This is a genomic window from Sphingobium naphthae, assembly GCF_043589935.1.
Taxonomy (GTDB): domain Bacteria; phylum Pseudomonadota; class Alphaproteobacteria; order Sphingomonadales; family Sphingomonadaceae; genus Sphingobium; species Sphingobium naphthae_A.
The window spans coordinates 163,796-178,546 of sequence record NZ_CP171454.1 but is presented as its reverse complement, the minus strand read 5'-3'; the positions used below and the strand labels follow the sequence as shown (position 1 = coordinate 178,546).

The following is a 14,751-nucleotide window of genomic DNA, read 5'->3' as shown; positions in this document are numbered from 1 at the left end:
CGCCGCCATGGCGGGTCGCCCGGCCTCGACCGTTTCTTCCTGATGACCGCGCCAGCAGGCCGGCAACATGGGGGAAATGGCGATGCGCCTTGTTCATGCCCTGGCCTGGCTCAGCTTGGCCTTCTGCACCGCGCCGCCCGTTCGGGCCGCCCCGCCGGACAAGGCGCTCAGCCAGCGCCACCGCTTCGACATCCATGTCCAGCCGCTCGGCAGCGCCCTGCGCCACGTCTCGACGCAGACCGGCATCCGCATCCTCTTTCCCTATGATGCGGTGGCGGGCATCCGCAGCCGCCGGGTCGAAGGCTGGATGACCACCGGCCAGGCGCTCCAACGGCTGCTGGCCGGCACGAAGCTCAAGATGACGACGACCGGCGCGGGGGTGATCGCGCTCGCCGCGCCGGTGCGCCAGACGGCGCGGCAAAGCCTGCTATCCTTCCAGTTCGCTCAGGCCAGCGCCGCCCCGGCCGACGCGCCCGCCGCCGCAGTGTCGCCCGCCCCAGATCCGGTGGCGGACCCCACCCCGATCATCGTCACCGGCACCCGCCAGGCCAGCCGCACCGTGGCCGACAGCATGGCTCCGATCGACGTGCTGGAGGCGCGCGATCTGGAAGCCAGCGGCAAGCAGTCGGTGCGCGACCTCCTCGGCACCCTCATCCCCTCGATCAGCGTGTCGAACAGCGGAGCGGGCGCCAGCTTCGCGATTAAGACGCTCTCCCTGCGCGGCCTGGCCGGCGACCAGCTGCTGGTGCTGGTCAACGGCAAGCGCCGGCACAACAGCGCGACCCTGTTCATCAACGGCACGACTCAGAATGGCCAGTCCCCGCCCGACCTGGACCTGATCCCGTCCAACATGATCGACCGGATGGAGGTGCTGCGCGACGGCGCATCGGCGCAATATGGGTCGGACGCGATCGCCGGCGTCGTCAACATCATCCTCAAGAGCGACACGAAGGGCGGCGCATCGGCGCTGGGGGGCGGCGCGCGGGACGGCGGCGGCGAACAGGGCCGGTATCAGGTCGATAATGGCTTCGCGATCGGCCGCGGCACCCTCCATGTCGCGGCCGACGCCTATCTTCAGGGCCGCACCATCCGCGGCGGCCCGATCACCTCCAGCCTCTATGCGGCCGGCGACCCGCGCGAAGCGACCGCTGACCGCATGCGCAACAAGCCCGGCCAGCCGCAGGTCGATGGCCTCAACCTGTCCTATAATGCGATGATGCCCATCGGCGCGGCGGTGGAGGCCTATAGCAGCGGCACCTGGTCGCGCCGCCACGCCGACGCGTTCCTCACCTACCGCACGCCCAACACTATCCTCAACATCCCGGCCATCTATCCCGAAGGCTATATCCCGCATTTTCATATCCAGGATCGCGACAGCCAGGTTACCGGCGGCCTGCGCGGTGATGGCCCCGCCGGTATCCGCTTCGACCTCAGCACCAGCTACGCCCGCAACCAGGCCCGTTATACCGAGGAGTCGCTCAACGTCTCGCTCGGGCCGGACAGCCCCACCCGCTTCCATATCGGCACGGTGACGGCGACCGAATGGACCAGCAATATCGACCTGCAACGCGATGTGCCGATCGGCCTTGCAGCGCCGCTGCTCGTCGCGCTGGGCGCCGAATATCGGGAAAATGGCTACAGCATCGCGGCGGGCGACCCCGCTTCCTATATCGACGGCGGCTATCGCTCGCCCGCCGGCGCCCCCTTCGCCGGCGAAACCCGCACGCCCGGCGCGCAGGGCGTGACCGGCTTCGCCCCCGAAACCGCCGGCCATTACCGGCGCCATGCCTGGTCCGCCTATCTCAACCTGGAACAGAAGATCGCCGACGGCGTCGAGGTCGCGCTGGCCGGCCGGCATGAGGATTATTCCGACTTCGGCACCACCGACACATGGAAAGTCTCGGCCCGCATCGAACCCCTGCGCGGCGTCGCGCTGCGGGGCACCGCCAGCACCGGCTTTCGCGCGCCCACGCTCCAGCAGCGCCATTATGCCTCATCCAGCACCATCGGCGTGCTGTTCCCCGGCGAAACCACCACCCGCCTCGCCCCGGTGCGCGCGCTGCAGGTCGATGATCCCGTCGCCGTCGCCTGGGGCGCGCAGCCGCTCAAGCCCGAAAAATCCACCAACCTTTCCGCCGGGCTGGTGCTGACGCCGCTGTCCGGGCTCAGCCTCACCATCGACACCTATCAGATCAGGATTCGCGACCGCATCCTGCTGAGCGGCACGCTCTCCGCTTTGCCCGACGCGACGCGCGCCAGCGGCTATAATGGTCTGGGCGACATATTGCTCGCCGCCGGACTGGACCCGGTGCAGAGCGGCTTCTATTTCTCCAACGCGGCCAGCACGCGCACTCGCGGTCTCGACATCGTCGCCAGCTGGCGCGCGGACCTGGGCGCGCGCGGCAGCGCGCTCCTCACCCTGTCAGGCAATCTCAACAAGACCATCTTCACGCGGCTCGACGTGCCGGACCTGCTCGCCGACATCGGCGTCAGCCTGATCGACCGGGCGCGGCAGGGCGATTTCACCAAGGGCACGCCGCGCAACAGGATCATCGCCAACCTCAACTGGACCCGGGGCGACGCGATGCTGAACCTGCGCGCGACGCGCTATGGCGAAGTGACGCAAGTCGCCGCCCGCACCGTCACTGTCGATGGCGACACCTATTATCCCGACGAAGTGATCGCGCCCAAGACCATCTTCGACCTGGAACTGAGCTACGCCCTGGCGCAGGGCGTCCGCATCGCAGCGGGCGCGAACAACCTCTTCAACATCTATCCGACGAAACTCAGCGCGGTGAACCAGGGGACGTCGGGCTTTTCGCTCTACAACCCCTATTCCCCCTACGGCATCAGCGGCGGCTTCTATTATGGCAAGCTCATGCTGACCTTCTGACGCGGGATTAGCGCTTCATTGCGCGCCGGTTACCATGGCGCGCGCCCGATCGGTGGCGCTGCGCGTATCGCCGGCCAGCTTCTTGACCTCCGCCGCCACGACCGCGAAGCCCTTGCCCGCCTCGCCCGCCCGCGCCGCTTCGATACTCGCGTTGAGCGCCAGCAAGTTGGTCTGGTTGGCGATCAGGCCGATGCTGTTGACGATGTCCGACAGCCCGTCGACCGTGTTGCGCAATTTCATGCGCAGCTGGTGCGCGGGCGTCGTGTCGGTCGCGATCTTGAGGATGCGTTCGACCGATCCGTCGGCGCGGAACACCGGATTATAGGTCGCCTGCAGCCATATGGCCCGGCCGCCCTTGCCGACCCGCTTATATTCGCCCGCATCGAACTCGCCACGCCCCAGCTTGCGCCAAAAATCGGCATAGGCGGCCGTTTCGGCATAGCCGGGCTCGCAGAAGATGCGGTGATGACGGCCTTCCACATCGGCCAGGGCATATCCCATCGTCGCCAGGAACGAATCATTGGCCCAAAGGATGGTGCCTATGGGATCGAATTCGATCACCGCCTGCGACCGGCATATCGCGTCCCATGCCGCCTGGGGGCTGTGCGTGGCTTGCACCATTCAACGAAAACTCCTTCGCAACTCCGCTAGGCGTCGGCTGGTAACCAAGCCGTTAAGAATGACGGGCGCGACTCTTTCGGACACGAAAAGGCCGGGCGCCCTTGCGAGGCCCGGCCTTCTCACCCCCGAAATCTTCTTCGCGTCAGGCGACCTTGGCCTGCGTCTCCTCGACTTCGTCGGGATCGCGCAGCACATAGCCGCGGCCCCAGACCGTCTCGATATAATTGTCGCCGCCGCAGGCCAGGGCCAGCTTCTTGCGCAGCTTGCAGATGAACACGTCGATGATCTTGAGTTCGGGCTCGTCCATCCCGCCATACAGATGGTTGAGGAACATCTCCTTGGTCAGCGTCGTGCCCTTGCGCAGCGACAGCAGCTCCAGCATCGCATATTCCTTGCCCGTCAGGTGGACGCGGTTGCCGTCCACTTCGACCGTCTTGGCGTCCAGATTGACCGACAGCTTGCCGGTGCGGATGACCGACTGGCTATGCCCCTTGGATCGGCGCACAACGGCATGGATACGCGCGATCAGCTCTTCGCGGTGAAAGGGCTTGGTCACATAATCGTCCGCGCCGAAGCCGAAGGACCGGACCTTGCTGTCCATCTCGCTGATGCCCGACAGGATCAGAACCGGCGTCTGCACCTTGGCCGCGCGCAGCTTCTTCAGCACGTCATAGCCGTGCATGTCCGGCAGGTTCAGGTCTAGGCAGATGATGTCATAATCATAGAGCTTGCCGAGGTCCAAACCCTCTTCGCCCAGATCGGTGGTGTAGACGTTGAAGCCTTCGGTCGTGAGCATCAGCTCGATCGCCTTGGCGGTGGTCGGTTCGTCCTCAATCAGCAGCACGCGCATGTGAAGCCCCTTTGCGTCGCAGTCCCGTTCACCCCACCAGAACGGCTTCTGCTCCAAATCATTAACCAAAAAACTTCTGAAGGACAAAGGTTAATTTTTCGCTAACTGGCGGGAATCCACGAGTCGCAGCAAAATGACTCTCTTAACAGAGGCTTGAAAGTCGTAGGTCGCGGGCGGCGTCTGGCCTCAAAACTGGTCGATGTCCTTTCTGCAAGGTTAAGCCGCCCATGACCCGTTCGGCGAAAATTCACGAAGGTTGATGCGCGCGGTTAACAGCCATGATGCCGGGTCAGATAGTCCAGCAGCGCCTCGACCCGCGCCGGCCGCAGGCGCGATGGCGGCGTCACCAGATGCAGGCCGAAGGGCGCGGGCCGCCATTCGGTCAATATCTCCTCCACCTCGCCGGCGGCCAGCGCGTCGCCGATGATGAAGTCGGGCAGCCGCGCGATGCCCACGCCCAGCCGCAGCGCCGGCAGCATCGCCTCGCCGCTGTTGACGGTGATGCGGCTGCGCACCTGCACCGCGACATTCTGCTGCCCCGGCCCGGCAAAGCGCCACACGTCGGGCGTCGCGACATTGGAATAGCACAGACAGTCATGGCCGCTGAGGTCGGTCGGATGCGTGGGGCGCCCGCGCTCTGCCAGATAGGCGGGCGATGCGATGACATGCATGTGCACGTCGGCCAACCGCCGGGCCCGCAGCGAACTGTCGGGCATGTCGGCAATGCGCAGGGTCGCGTCCAGTCCCATTTCGACGATGTCGATATGCGCGTCCGACAGATGCAGGTGGACATCGACCAGCGGATGGTCCTTCGTGAACTGAGCCACCAGCGGCGCCACGCGCAGCAGCCCGAACGTCATCGGCGCGCCCAGCCGCACCACGCCCGACAGGTCCGCCGTCTCGTCCCGCGCCGCTTCCTCCGCCGCCTGTGCCTCGGCCAGGATGCGCTGCGCATGATCGGCCAGCCGCTTGCCACTTTCGGTCAGCGCCAGCCGCCGGCTGGTGCGATTGAACAGGCTGGTGTCAAGATGCTCCTCCAGCCGCGTCACCGCCTTCGACACCGTCGCCTTGGACACGCTCAGCGCGCGGGCCGCGTCGGTGAAGCTGCGATGCTCCACCACCGCAGCGAACATGGCCCAGGCTTCGAAGTCGGGAAGGCGCATCGGGAAACAATCCGTTTCAAAGCTGCTCGTTCAAGAAACGATCCTGATCGCTAGATTGTCGGAAAGCAAGCCGGAACCGCCGGCACCGTAATGAAAGGCTTCTGCCATGACGACAACCAATGCGAGCCGCATCGAGCGCCGCCCCTTTGCGTCACTGGGCCATGCCGACCATGGCTGGCTCAACGCGCGCCACCATTTTTCCTTCGCGGACTATTATGACGAAGACCGGATGCACTGGGGTGCGATCCGCGTCTGGAATGATGACGAGATCGGTCCGCGTTCGGGCTTTCCGCCCCATCCGCACAGCGACATGGAAATCATCACCTATGTCCGCACTGGCGCGATCACGCATCAGGACAGCCTGGGCAACAAGGGCCGCACCGAAGCCGGCGATGTTCAGGTGATGTCCGCCGGCACCGGCATCCGCCACGCCGAATATAATCTGGAGGATGAAACCACCACCCTCTTCCAGATCTGGATCATGCCGCGCAGCCGCGGCGGCCAGCCCAGCTGGGGGGCCAAGCCCTTCCCCAAGGGCGAGCGCGCCGGCAAGCTGGTCGTCCTGGCCAGCGGTGACGAGTCTGACAAGGAAGCGCTGCGCATCCGCGCCGACGCGCGTCTCCTGGGCGGCACGATCAAGGCCGGGACCAGCGTCACCTATGACAGCGCGCCCGGCCGCCACCTCTATCTCGTCCCCGCCACCGGGCGGATCGAGATTGACGGCGAACGCTTCGACGCGCGCGACGGCGCCGCCATCGACAGCGGCGGCCCCATCACCATCACGGCGCTGGAGGACGCCGAGATCGTGCTGGTCGACAGCATCTGAACACCTTTTGGTCCGTCCGATCCCCTCCCCTCATGGACGGGCCGGGCCGCCTGCATTCCCTCCCTCCTGCAGGCGGCCACCCCTTTTCACCCTTTCAGGCAAGGAGACATGACAATGGCTAAGGTTCTGGTTCTCTATTATTCGTCCTACGGCCATATCGAAACCATGGCCAAGGCCGTGGCCGAAGGCGCGGCGGCCGCCGGCGCGCAGGTCGACATCAAGCGCGTGCCCGAAACCGCCCCGCTCGAAGTCGCGAAGAACGCGCATTTCAAGCTCGATCAGGACGCGCCGATCGCCACGGTGAACGAACTCGCCGACTATGATGCGATCATCATCGGCACCGGCACGCGCTTTGGCCGCATGTCCAGCCAGATGGCGGCTTTCCTCGATCAGGCCGGCGGCCTGTGGGCGCGCGGCGCGCTCAATGGCAAGGTCGGCGGCGCCTTCACCTCGACCGCCAGCCAGCATGGCGGTCAGGAAGTCACGCTCTTCTCGATCATTACCAACCTGCTGCATTTCGGCATGACCATCGTCGGGCTCGACTATGGCTTCCAGGGCCAGATGGGCGTTGACAAGGTGCGCGGCGGCTCGCCCTATGGCGCGACGACCCTCGCCGACGGCGACGGCAGCCGCCAGCCCAGCGAAGATGAACTGGACGGCGCCCGCTACCAGGGCCGCCGCATCGCCGAAACCGCGATCAAGCTGCACGGCTGACCGCTACCAAGTCACAAAGCAAACAGCTTAAGGGCTGGCGCACAAGACTTGCGCCAGCCCCTTCGCGCGCAGGCCACTCGGCCAGGAACCCGGACGCTATCAAGCTGCTCCCCGCCCCGCAGCGCCCCCGCCCCCAAAATCCCCGTCGTTCCCGCGAAAGCGGGAACCCACCCGCCCCCAACGCCTCGATCAGGAACTGGCCAGTCCAGACCGCCCAGCAAGGATCCGCCCCTCCCCGGCACGCGGAAGACAGTCGAAACGACCAACACAACCGTCATCCTCCCCTGGCAGGGGAGGTGGCTGGCCAAAGGCCAGACGGAGGGGTGTCACCCTCTCGCTAGCGGGACACCCCCCTATCAGGGGGATGGCTGCCCCCCTCTCCGTCATTCCCGCGAAAGCAGGAATCCAACTCACTACCGGGTCCGCGCCAGAATTTTTGAGCGTCGGATGTCGACCAAAGTAGGACATTCCTTCTCCCTTGAGGGAGAAGGATACGAAGCCTTGCCGCGGAGCGGCTAGGCGGAGTTGGATGAGGGGGATGGACCCGATACCGAGGTTGCCGCCCCCTCACCCCCTTCCCAAATAGGATATCATCTGATCTACCCTCATCGATGGACCCGCTCCCCTCCGCTCGGAACCCCGTCCGCGCCGGCGCATGCGCGTCATGCGATCGGCGCGCTGGTGTCGCTGATGAGGCGCGTCGCTGTCGCGTTGCGGTCGCTTACCGGTCGCCTTCCGGTCGCTTCCGGCCTGGAACCGCGACACCGTGTGAACTTCGGCCTGTGACCCTGGCGGCGCGTCCGTGGCGCGAAAAAATTGCTGGCGCATGTCACATCCCGCGCCGCCATCTCGTCATGGCTGCAGACCTCAAGCGAAAGGACTGCATCATGACTGCCAAGCTCGACCCCTTCACCGCCGCGCCCCGGGAGACCAAGGCGTGGTACGCCGCCAGCACCGCGATCGCCGAAGCGCTGGAGCCCGCGCTCGTCGAACTGGTCAAGATCCGCGCGTCGCAGATCAACCAGTGCGCCAACTGCCTCAACATGCACAGCGCCGACGCCCGGGCGCAGGGCGAAAGCGAACAGCGCGTCTACCTCCTCTCGGCCTGGCGTGAGGCGCCCTGCTATACCGATCGAGAACGCGCGGCGCTTGGCTGGACCGAAGCGATGACTCGCCTGTCCGAAGGACCAGAGCTGGAAAATGCCCGCCAGGCGCTCCAATGGGAGTTCAGCGAGGAGGAACAGGTGCAGCTGACCTTGATGATCAACATCATCAATGGGTGGAACCGCCTGGCGGTGGGCTTTGGCCTGTGGCTCGAAACGCCCGCGACCAAGGCGCGGGACGCCGCCCAGGCGATGGTCGCCGCCTGATGGCGCCGGGGACGCAGATGGACGCAGCGGCGCGCTTCGACCCGCTGCGTCCCCGCCTCGTGCGCATCGCCTATCGCATGCTCGGCTCGGTCGCCGATGCCGAGGATGTGGTGCAGGACGCCTTTCTGCGCTGGATGGGCGCGGATCATGCCGCGGTGCGCGAACCCGAAGCCTTTCTCCGCCGCATCGTCACGCGCCTCTGCCTCGACCAGCTAAAATCCGCGCGGGTCCGCCGCGAAACCTATGTCGGCCCCTGGCTGCCCGAGCCGCTGGTCGAGGATGCGGAGGCGGAGCCCGACGACGTCACCCTGCCGCTGATGCTGGCGCTGGAGCGCCTGTCGCCGCTGGAGCGCGCCGCTTTCCTGTTGCACGATGTCTTTGGCCTCGGCTTCGATGAGGTCGCCGCCACCATCGGCCGCGACGCTGCGGCCTGCCGGCAACTCGCCGCCCGGGCGCGCAGCCATGTCCGCGACGCACGGCCCCGCTACCGCATGGAGCAAGCGCGCGGGCTGGAGATCGCCAGCGCCTTCTTCGCCGCCTCGCGCAGCGGCGACATGCGCGCGCTCGGCGCGATGCTGGCGCAGGATGTCAGCCTGCACAGCGACGGCGGCGGCAAGCGCCCGGCGGCGGTTCGCCCTGCGCTCGGCCATGCGCAGGTGATGCAGGTGCACAAGGCGCTGGGCGTGCTGTTCGGCAAATATGGGTCGACCCTGCTGCGCACCTGCCGGATCAACGGCCTGCCCGGCTTCGTCACGCGCGAGGCCGATGGCGAGATTCAGACCACCGCGCTGGCGATTGAGGATGGGCGGATCAGCGCCATCTATGTGATGCGCAACCCCGACAAGCTGCGCCATCTTCACTGACGCGCTAGAGGAAGACGCGCCGCAGCGGCGTCAACCGCACCAGGTGCCAGGCAAAGAAGGGCAGGACGAGGGCGAGAGCGAGAAGCCAGGCTTTAGACAGCGAGGGACCGCAATAATGGATGAGCGCGCCATGCAGATACATGATGACCAGCGAGGCGCGACCGAACTGCCTCAGCGGCCAGGCGTAGCGCGCGATCAGCGCCGACAGGCGAAACAGCAGCAGCGACGTCGCCACCGCGGACGCGATCGACAGCAGCGGCCAGCCATAATCCGCGACCTTCATGTTGAGCGTCGGAAAGACGCCTGCGAGCCCCGCCAGCGCCAGCAGGCCCAGCGGCAGGATCAGCTCGTTGCGCCAGCGGATGCGCGGCCAGGCCGCGCCCGTCCACAGCAGCAGCACGGCCATGGGCGCGCTGAGCAGGCCCAGCGGGGACTCGTCGAAAGCCCAGCCCAGCCCATAGGCCAGCAACGCCAGCGGCAGGAGCAGCAGCGCCCAGCGTCCGTCGAGCGGATCGGGCCAGCGGCGCAGCGCGATGTTGAACGCGATGCGCGCCACCATCAGGCAGGGCACGAACCAGAAAATGATGAACGGCCCGCCCAGCCAGGTTCCGCCCAGCAGGATCGATTCCATGTCCTGCGGCCAGTCGCGAAAGATCGGCGCCTTGCCCTTCATCGGCTCGACGATCTGGTCGGCCAGCAGGAGAAGGATCAGGAAGGCGGCATAGGGCCGCATTTGGGTGACGATCTGCCGCCAGGTGAAGGCCGCCACGGGATGCGGCCGCGACAGCATGCCCGACAGCAGGAAGAAGAGCGGCATGTGGAAACTGTAGATCGCATCGCGCGCCGGCCCGCGGGTCCAGACATGGCCCGCCACCACCGCGATGATGCCGATCCCCCGCGCCACATCGACCCAGTCCAGCCGAAATTGCGCGGTCGCCGCGTCATGCCCCCTGTTTTCCATCGCCTGCCCGCCCTATAGGATGCCGCGCGCGCGTCAATCGCCCCCTTGTTCCCGATAGGAAAACTTCCACTTGCCCCTGCTGACCGACCATGTCCTGTTCCTCGATGGCGAGGCGCTGATCCTCGACAAGCCCGCCGGCCTGCCGGTCGATGCGCCGCGCGACGGGTCGATGAGCCTGGAAAATCATCTCGCCTCGCTGACCTTCGGCTTCCAGCGCTGGCCGCTGCCCGTCCACCGGCTGGACCGGGACACCAGCGGCTGCCTGCTGCTCGCCCGCAACCCCAAGGCGCACAAGCGCTTCGCCGCCGCGTTCGAGGCCGGCACGGTGACCAAGCGCTACATCGCGGTGGTCGACGGCGTGCCGGCGGAGGCGGAGGGCACGATCGCGCTCTCGCTCAAGAAGGTCAGCACGCCGACGCAGGGCTGGCGCATGATCGCTGCCAAGGCGGGCAAGGCCGCCGTCACCCATTGGCGCAAGCTGGCGGAGCGCGACGGGCGCGCGCTGATCGCCTTCACGCCGGAAACCGGCCGCACCCATCAGATCCGCGTCCATGCCCAGCACGGGCTGGGCTTTGGCATCATGGGCGACCCGGTCTATGGCAATGGCGAAGGGCCGATGCTGCTCCACAGCCGGTTCCTGAGCCTGCCGCGCGGCGACAAGCCGGCCGCGGAAGCGACCGCGCCGCTGCCGCAGAGCTTCGTCGCCGCCGGCTTCAGCCCGGAATATCTGGACGATGCCGGACTTTGATGTGCCCGAAGAGGCGCTGGAGGAGCGCTTCATCACCGGCGGCGGGCCGGGCGGCCAGAATGTGAACAAGGTCGCGACCGCGGTGCAGTTGCGCGTCAACCTGTTCCGGCTCGGACTGCCGCCCTATGCCTATCGCAAGATCAAGGAACTGGCGGGATCGCGCCTCACCGCCGCCAACGAGATACTGATCCAGGCCAACCGCTTCCGCACCCAGGAAGCCAACCGCCAGGACGCTCGGGATCGCCTGGCCGACATGATCGCCAGGGCTCATGAACGCGACGCCCGCCGCATCGCCACCAAACCCGGCAAGGCCGCCAAGGCCCGCCGCGTCGACGCCAAAAAAGCCCGCAGCTCCGTCAAGCAGGGCCGCGGAAAAGTGCGGATGGATTGAACATCATTGCAAGACCGACTGGCCACATGACCGGCCGCAGCCTAATGGATTGAACCATGTACGACTTCACCCCCACCGCCACCGCCGACAAGGCGACACTTTATGCCGACTTGCTCTCCGCCGCCGATGCGCTGACGGCCGGAGAGCCGGATCCGGTCGCCAACATGGCGAACCTGGCCGCGCTGCTCTGGCAGTTTCTGCCCGATCTCAACTGGGCCGGCTTCTACCGGATGGCGGACGGCGAGCTGGTGCTGGGGCCGTTTCAGGGCAAGCCGGCCTGTATCCGCATTCCCGTGGGCCGGGGCGTATGCGGCGCGGCGGCGGCCAGCCGGGAGACGCAGCTGGTGGCGGACGTGCACGCCTTTCCCGGCCATATCGCCTGCGACGCCGCCAGCGCGTCGGAACTGGTCGTGCCGGTCATCCATGACGGCGCGCTGGTCGGCGTGATCGACCTCGACAGTCCTCGCCCCGCGCGCTTCGATGCCGAGGATGCGGCCGGGATCGAAGGACTGGCGGCGCTGATCGCAGGCCGGATAGGCTGAAAACTCACCCTGTTGCCCCGTTTCAGGACAATGCCGCCCCTGCCAAAGCGTGGATAGCCGCGGATCATCATGCTAAACGAAGCGTTAGTTTTTTCCGGTGCGCGTCGTGCCGATCGAAGACAACAGGGAGACTTGTCGATGCGCATGTTGCAGATCGTCCTGATCGGCGCCGGGATGGCGATGACGGGTGCGGCCGGACCGGTGATGGCCGCAGACAAAGGCGGCGTTCATCCGCCTCGTCCTGCCGTGCAGCAGGACGGCATGCATCGCTGGGGACCGCGCTACCAGGGACGCTGGTATGCCGGATGGCGCGCACCGGGCGGTTGGAGCGCCTATCATCGTCCGGTCCGCGGCTTCATCCTGCCGCGCTATTGGGTGAGCCCCAGCTATTATATCGCCAATTATCCTGCCTATGGCCTGCCCGCCCCCGCGCCCGGCTATGGCTGGTCCCGTTACTATGACGACGCCGTCATGACCGATCGCTATGGGCGGGTTTATGATTATCGGTCGGATATTGATTGGGATCGGTATGAGGGCGGCTATGGCGACTATGCCGAGAACCGCCGCGATAATGGCGTGGGCGGCGCCGCGATCGGCGCGGTGGTCGGCGGTGTCGCTGGCAATCGCATCGCGGGGCGCGGCAACCGGACCGAAGGAACGCTGATTGGCGCCGGTGTCGGCGCGGTCGCCGGGATGGCGATCGACAAGGCGGAGGACCGCAGCCGCCCGGCGCGCCCCTCCCGCCCGGGCGCACGCTATGACGATGGTTATGGTTATCGCTATGCCGACGACGCCGTGACCGGCTCCAACGAATATGAAGGGCGCTGGACCGGCACCTGGACGACCGATGACGGCCGCACCGTGTCGGGCACCTATGATGGCCGGTTCGAAGGCGATGTCCGTGGCGCGGGCGTCGATTATCCGGCGCCTCCCTATGACGGTGGAGCGCATTGGGGCGGCGCGCCCATGGCGGGGGGCGGCTATGTGTCGGGCGGCTATTATTATCCCGCACCGGTCGTGACGACCGTGACGGTGCAGCCTGCGGTCACGACCACGACGACGACCACCTATGTCACGGAAACGGTCGCGCCGCGCAAGACGGTGCGCCGGCCCCGGCGCGCCTGCCGCTGCAAATAGCGCGGCCATCTGGACGGCGGCGCGCGCTCGTGCCAAGGAGCCGCTCCGGCCGATCCGGCCGGCAGCCAGGCGCCCTGACGGCATTGAGCGGCCGGGGGCGCAATGGCATGACAGGGAGAGGATGACCGGGGCATTTGTCAGCCTATCGGATACGTCATGCCTCCCGTCCTGCCCGCGTCCAGCCAGACCGCCCGCCCCCACAGCCTTGCCGAAGACGGCTATGCCATCGCCCTTGGCTGCGCCTTCATCGCCATGGGCCTAATGCTGCTGAAGCAGGCCAATCTGGTGACCGGCGGCATGGCCGGTATCGCCCTGCTGATATCCTATCTGATCCCCTGGTCGCCCGCGACGTTGTTCATCCTCATCAACATCCCCTTCTTCCTGTTCGGCGGCCGAGCGATGGGGCTCGCCTTCGGGCTCAAGACGCTGTTCGCCAATGTGGCGATCATGGCCCTGGGACTGATGATGCCCTGGGCCGTCCAGGTGGCGAAGGTCAGCCCCCTGTTCGCCGCGCTGTTCGGCGGGTCGATCATCGGCTTCGGCATATTGGCGATAGCGCGGCACGGCGCAGGCGTCGGCGGCGTGGGGGTCATCGCGCTGATCCTGCAAAGGGCGCGCGGCTGGAATGCCGGGCGGACGCAGATGGCATGCGACGTGCTGATCCTGCTGGCGTCGCTGCCGGTGCTGAGCGCCGATCGCTTCGGGCTGTCGGTGCTGTCAGCCGCGGCGATCAACGGCGTGCTGATGGTCAATCATCGCCCCGGCCGCTATATCGGTCACTGAGCCGCGCAGAGCGGATCGCCGGCCCGGTCGCGCGCGCGCAACGCAGCGGCGGCATCACTGGCGATGCGGGGGAAGCTGACCCCTTCGAGCGACCCGCGTCCGTCGCACAGATCCGCGCAGGCCAGGTCGACAACGCCGGGCAAGGCCACCTGATCGCCATCATATTGCGCGACGATGATGCAGCGATCACCACCTTTGAAACTGAGGATCAGCTTGTCGCCCGCGCGCCGGGCCCCACCCTGCCCGCGGCAGGCGGGCTCTTCCCCGAATACCGCCTCCAGCCCGAAGCGGAGCGCACCGTCGCGACCGGGCACGACACAGAGCGCATCCCGACCCGCTTCATGACTGCGCTGGAACAGACCGACGGGAGAGACGTTCGCGGGATCGGCAATCGCCCCGCTCTCGATCGCCGCGCGTTCCAGCCGGGATGCCGCGCCGCCTGTCGGCGCCGGCGCGGCATCCTGCCCGACGGGACTGCGCTGGCAGGCGTTCAGCAACAGAAAGAGGAGCGCTAAGCTAGTCCGCCGCATCGACGCTGCTGAGACCGTCCGGCCCAATGCGCCGGAAAAAGCAGGAGCGGGCGCCAGTATGACAAGTGGGGCCTGCCGGGACCGCCTTCACCCACACGGCGTCCTGATCGCAGTCGATGCGGATGTCGCGCACCTGCAGCATGTGGCCCGACGTCTCACCCTTCTTCCACAGCGCCTGGCGGCTGCGGGACCAGAAATGGGCAAGACCGGTGTCGACGGTCAGCGCCAACGCCTGCGCATTCATATGCGCGACCATCAGCACCTCGCCGCTCGCATTGTCGGTGACGACAGCGGTGATGAGGCCGTCCCGATCATATTTGGGATTGAGGGTCAGGCCCGTGTCGCGTGCGTCCGTCATG

General features: G+C 66.7%; 16 protein-coding genes. 10 read left to right on the top strand and 6 right to left on the bottom strand.

Annotated elements, in window-relative coordinates:
• The first annotated feature begins 82 nt into the window (after positions 1–82).
• Complete coding sequence (locus ACGGKE_RS00890; protein WP_394439257.1) at positions 83–2,893, top strand: TonB-dependent receptor domain-containing protein; 2,811 nt, start codon at positions 83–85, stop codon at positions 2,891–2,893.
• Positions 2,894–2,908: 15 nt separating this feature from the next.
• Here the strand turns inward: ACGGKE_RS00890 and ACGGKE_RS00885 are convergent, their stop codons facing one another.
• The 3 genes from ACGGKE_RS00885 to ACGGKE_RS00875 all read right to left on the bottom strand — a co-directional run bounded on the left by ACGGKE_RS00885 (position 2,909) and on the right by ACGGKE_RS00875 (position 5,527).
• Complete coding sequence (locus tag ACGGKE_RS00885) at positions 2,909–3,514, bottom strand: PAS domain-containing methyl-accepting chemotaxis protein (protein ID WP_394439255.1); 606 nt, start codon at positions 3,512–3,514, stop codon at positions 2,909–2,911.
• A gap of 142 nt (positions 3,515–3,656) precedes the next feature.
• Positions 3,657–4,364, bottom strand: coding sequence for a response regulator transcription factor CtrA (ctrA, locus tag ACGGKE_RS00880; protein WP_009821390.1), 708 nt, complete (start codon positions 4,362–4,364; stop codon positions 3,657–3,659).
• Between the two features lie 269 nt (positions 4,365–4,633).
• Complete coding sequence (locus ACGGKE_RS00875) at positions 4,634–5,527, bottom strand: LysR family transcriptional regulator (protein WP_394439254.1); 894 nt, start codon at positions 5,525–5,527, stop codon at positions 4,634–4,636.
• 106 nt (positions 5,528–5,633) lie between these two features.
• On the opposite strand from ACGGKE_RS00875, the gene ACGGKE_RS00870 reads away from it, so the two are divergent.
• The 4 genes from ACGGKE_RS00870 (at position 5,634) to ACGGKE_RS00855 (ending at position 9,300) form a co-directional block, all read left to right on the top strand.
• Positions 5,634–6,353: a pirin family protein gene (locus ACGGKE_RS00870; RefSeq protein ID WP_394439253.1), complete on the top strand. Its 720-nt coding sequence runs from the start codon at positions 5,634–5,636 to the stop codon at positions 6,351–6,353.
• Between the two features lie 114 nt (positions 6,354–6,467).
• Entirely contained in the window at positions 6,468–7,067 is a 600-nt protein-coding gene (gene wrbA, locus ACGGKE_RS00865) for an NAD(P)H:quinone oxidoreductase (protein WP_394439252.1), read from the top strand.
• An 887-nt stretch (positions 7,068–7,954) separates the two neighbouring features.
• Positions 7,955–8,437: a carboxymuconolactone decarboxylase family protein gene (locus ACGGKE_RS00860; RefSeq protein WP_394439250.1), complete on the top strand. Its 483-nt coding sequence runs from the start codon at positions 7,955–7,957 to the stop codon at positions 8,435–8,437.
• Positions 8,437–9,300, top strand: a complete 864-nt coding sequence (locus ACGGKE_RS00855; RefSeq protein WP_394439249.1) for a sigma-70 family RNA polymerase sigma factor — start codon at positions 8,437–8,439, stop codon at positions 9,298–9,300. Before ACGGKE_RS00860 ends, ACGGKE_RS00855 begins: the two co-directional genes overlap by 1 nt.
• Positions 9,301–9,304: 4 nt before the next feature.
• On the opposite strand, the gene ACGGKE_RS00850 is transcribed toward ACGGKE_RS00855, so the two are convergent.
• The gene (locus tag ACGGKE_RS00850; RefSeq protein ID WP_394439248.1) at positions 9,305–10,261 is read right to left on the bottom strand and encodes an acyltransferase family protein; all 957 of its coding nucleotides are present in this window, start codon (positions 10,259–10,261) and stop codon (positions 9,305–9,307) included.
• Positions 10,262–10,331: 70 nt separating this feature from the next.
• Here ACGGKE_RS00850 and ACGGKE_RS00845 point away from each other — a divergent pair, with 70 nt between their 5' ends.
• The 5 genes from ACGGKE_RS00845 to ACGGKE_RS00825 all read left to right on the top strand — a co-directional run bounded on the left by ACGGKE_RS00845 (position 10,332) and on the right by ACGGKE_RS00825 (position 13,862).
• The gene (locus tag ACGGKE_RS00845; protein ID WP_394439247.1) at positions 10,332–11,009 is read left to right on the top strand and encodes an RluA family pseudouridine synthase; all 678 of its coding nucleotides are present in this window, start codon (positions 10,332–10,334) and stop codon (positions 11,007–11,009) included.
• Complete coding sequence (gene arfB / locus ACGGKE_RS00840) at positions 10,996–11,400, top strand: alternative ribosome rescue aminoacyl-tRNA hydrolase ArfB (protein ID WP_394439246.1); 405 nt, start codon at positions 10,996–10,998, stop codon at positions 11,398–11,400. Before ACGGKE_RS00845 ends, arfB begins: the two co-directional genes overlap by 14 nt.
• Positions 11,401–11,456: 56 nt before the next feature.
• On the top strand, positions 11,457–11,942 hold the full coding sequence (locus ACGGKE_RS00835; protein WP_394439245.1) for a GAF domain-containing protein: 486 nt from the start codon (positions 11,457–11,459) through the stop codon (positions 11,940–11,942).
• Positions 11,943–12,086: 144 nt separating this feature from the next.
• Entirely contained in the window at positions 12,087–13,079 is a 993-nt protein-coding gene (locus ACGGKE_RS00830; protein WP_394439244.1) for an RcnB family protein, read from the top strand.
• Between the two features lie 156 nt (positions 13,080–13,235).
• Positions 13,236–13,862, top strand: coding sequence for a YitT family protein (locus tag ACGGKE_RS00825; protein ID WP_394439243.1), 627 nt, complete (start codon positions 13,236–13,238; stop codon positions 13,860–13,862).
• On the opposite strand, the gene ACGGKE_RS00820 is transcribed toward ACGGKE_RS00825, so the two are convergent.
• Entirely contained in the window at positions 13,856–14,392 is a 537-nt protein-coding gene (locus ACGGKE_RS00820; protein ID WP_394439242.1) for a hypothetical protein, read from the bottom strand. The genes ACGGKE_RS00825 and ACGGKE_RS00820 overlap by 7 nt on opposite strands.
• The gene (gene hisI / locus ACGGKE_RS00815) at positions 14,379–14,750 is read right to left on the bottom strand and encodes a phosphoribosyl-AMP cyclohydrolase (protein ID WP_394439241.1); all 372 of its coding nucleotides are present in this window, start codon (positions 14,748–14,750) and stop codon (positions 14,379–14,381) included. The genes ACGGKE_RS00820 and hisI overlap by 14 nt, the downstream gene beginning before the upstream one ends.
• Position 14,751: the final 1 nt, after the last annotated feature.

Bases quoted from the DNA above. Each gene is read 5' to 3' on its own strand.
- ACGGKE_RS00890 (WP_394439257.1), top strand. From the start codon at position 83: ATGCGCCTTGTTCATGCCCTGGCCTGGCTCAGCTTGGCCTTCTGCACC.
- ACGGKE_RS00885 (WP_394439255.1), bottom strand. From the start codon at position 3,514: ATGGTGCAAGCCACGCACAGCCCCCAGGCGGCATGGGACGCGATATGC.
- ctrA (WP_009821390.1), bottom strand. From the start codon at position 4,364: ATGCGCGTGCTGCTGATTGAGGACGAACCGACCACCGCCAAGGCGATC.
- ACGGKE_RS00875 (WP_394439254.1), bottom strand. From the start codon at position 5,527: ATGCGCCTTCCCGACTTCGAAGCCTGGGCCATGTTCGCTGCGGTGGTG.
- ACGGKE_RS00870 (WP_394439253.1), top strand. From the start codon at position 5,634: ATGACGACAACCAATGCGAGCCGCATCGAGCGCCGCCCCTTTGCGTCA.
- wrbA (WP_394439252.1), top strand. From the start codon at position 6,468: ATGGCTAAGGTTCTGGTTCTCTATTATTCGTCCTACGGCCATATCGAA.
- ACGGKE_RS00860 (WP_394439250.1), top strand. From the start codon at position 7,955: ATGACTGCCAAGCTCGACCCCTTCACCGCCGCGCCCCGGGAGACCAAG.
- ACGGKE_RS00855 (WP_394439249.1), top strand. From the start codon at position 8,437: ATGGCGCCGGGGACGCAGATGGACGCAGCGGCGCGCTTCGACCCGCTG.
- ACGGKE_RS00850 (WP_394439248.1), bottom strand. From the start codon at position 10,261: ATGGAAAACAGGGGGCATGACGCGGCGACCGCGCAATTTCGGCTGGAC.
- arfB (WP_394439246.1), top strand. From the start codon at position 10,996: ATGCCGGACTTTGATGTGCCCGAAGAGGCGCTGGAGGAGCGCTTCATC.
- ACGGKE_RS00835 (WP_394439245.1), top strand. From the start codon at position 11,457: ATGTACGACTTCACCCCCACCGCCACCGCCGACAAGGCGACACTTTAT.
- ACGGKE_RS00830 (WP_394439244.1), top strand. From the start codon at position 12,087: ATGTTGCAGATCGTCCTGATCGGCGCCGGGATGGCGATGACGGGTGCG.
- ACGGKE_RS00825 (WP_394439243.1), top strand. From the start codon at position 13,236: ATGCCTCCCGTCCTGCCCGCGTCCAGCCAGACCGCCCGCCCCCACAGC.
- ACGGKE_RS00820 (WP_394439242.1), bottom strand. From the start codon at position 14,392: ATGCGGCGGACTAGCTTAGCGCTCCTCTTTCTGTTGCTGAACGCCTGC.
- hisI (WP_394439241.1), bottom strand. From the start codon at position 14,750: ATGACGGACGCACGCGACACGGGCCTGACCCTCAATCCCAAATATGAT.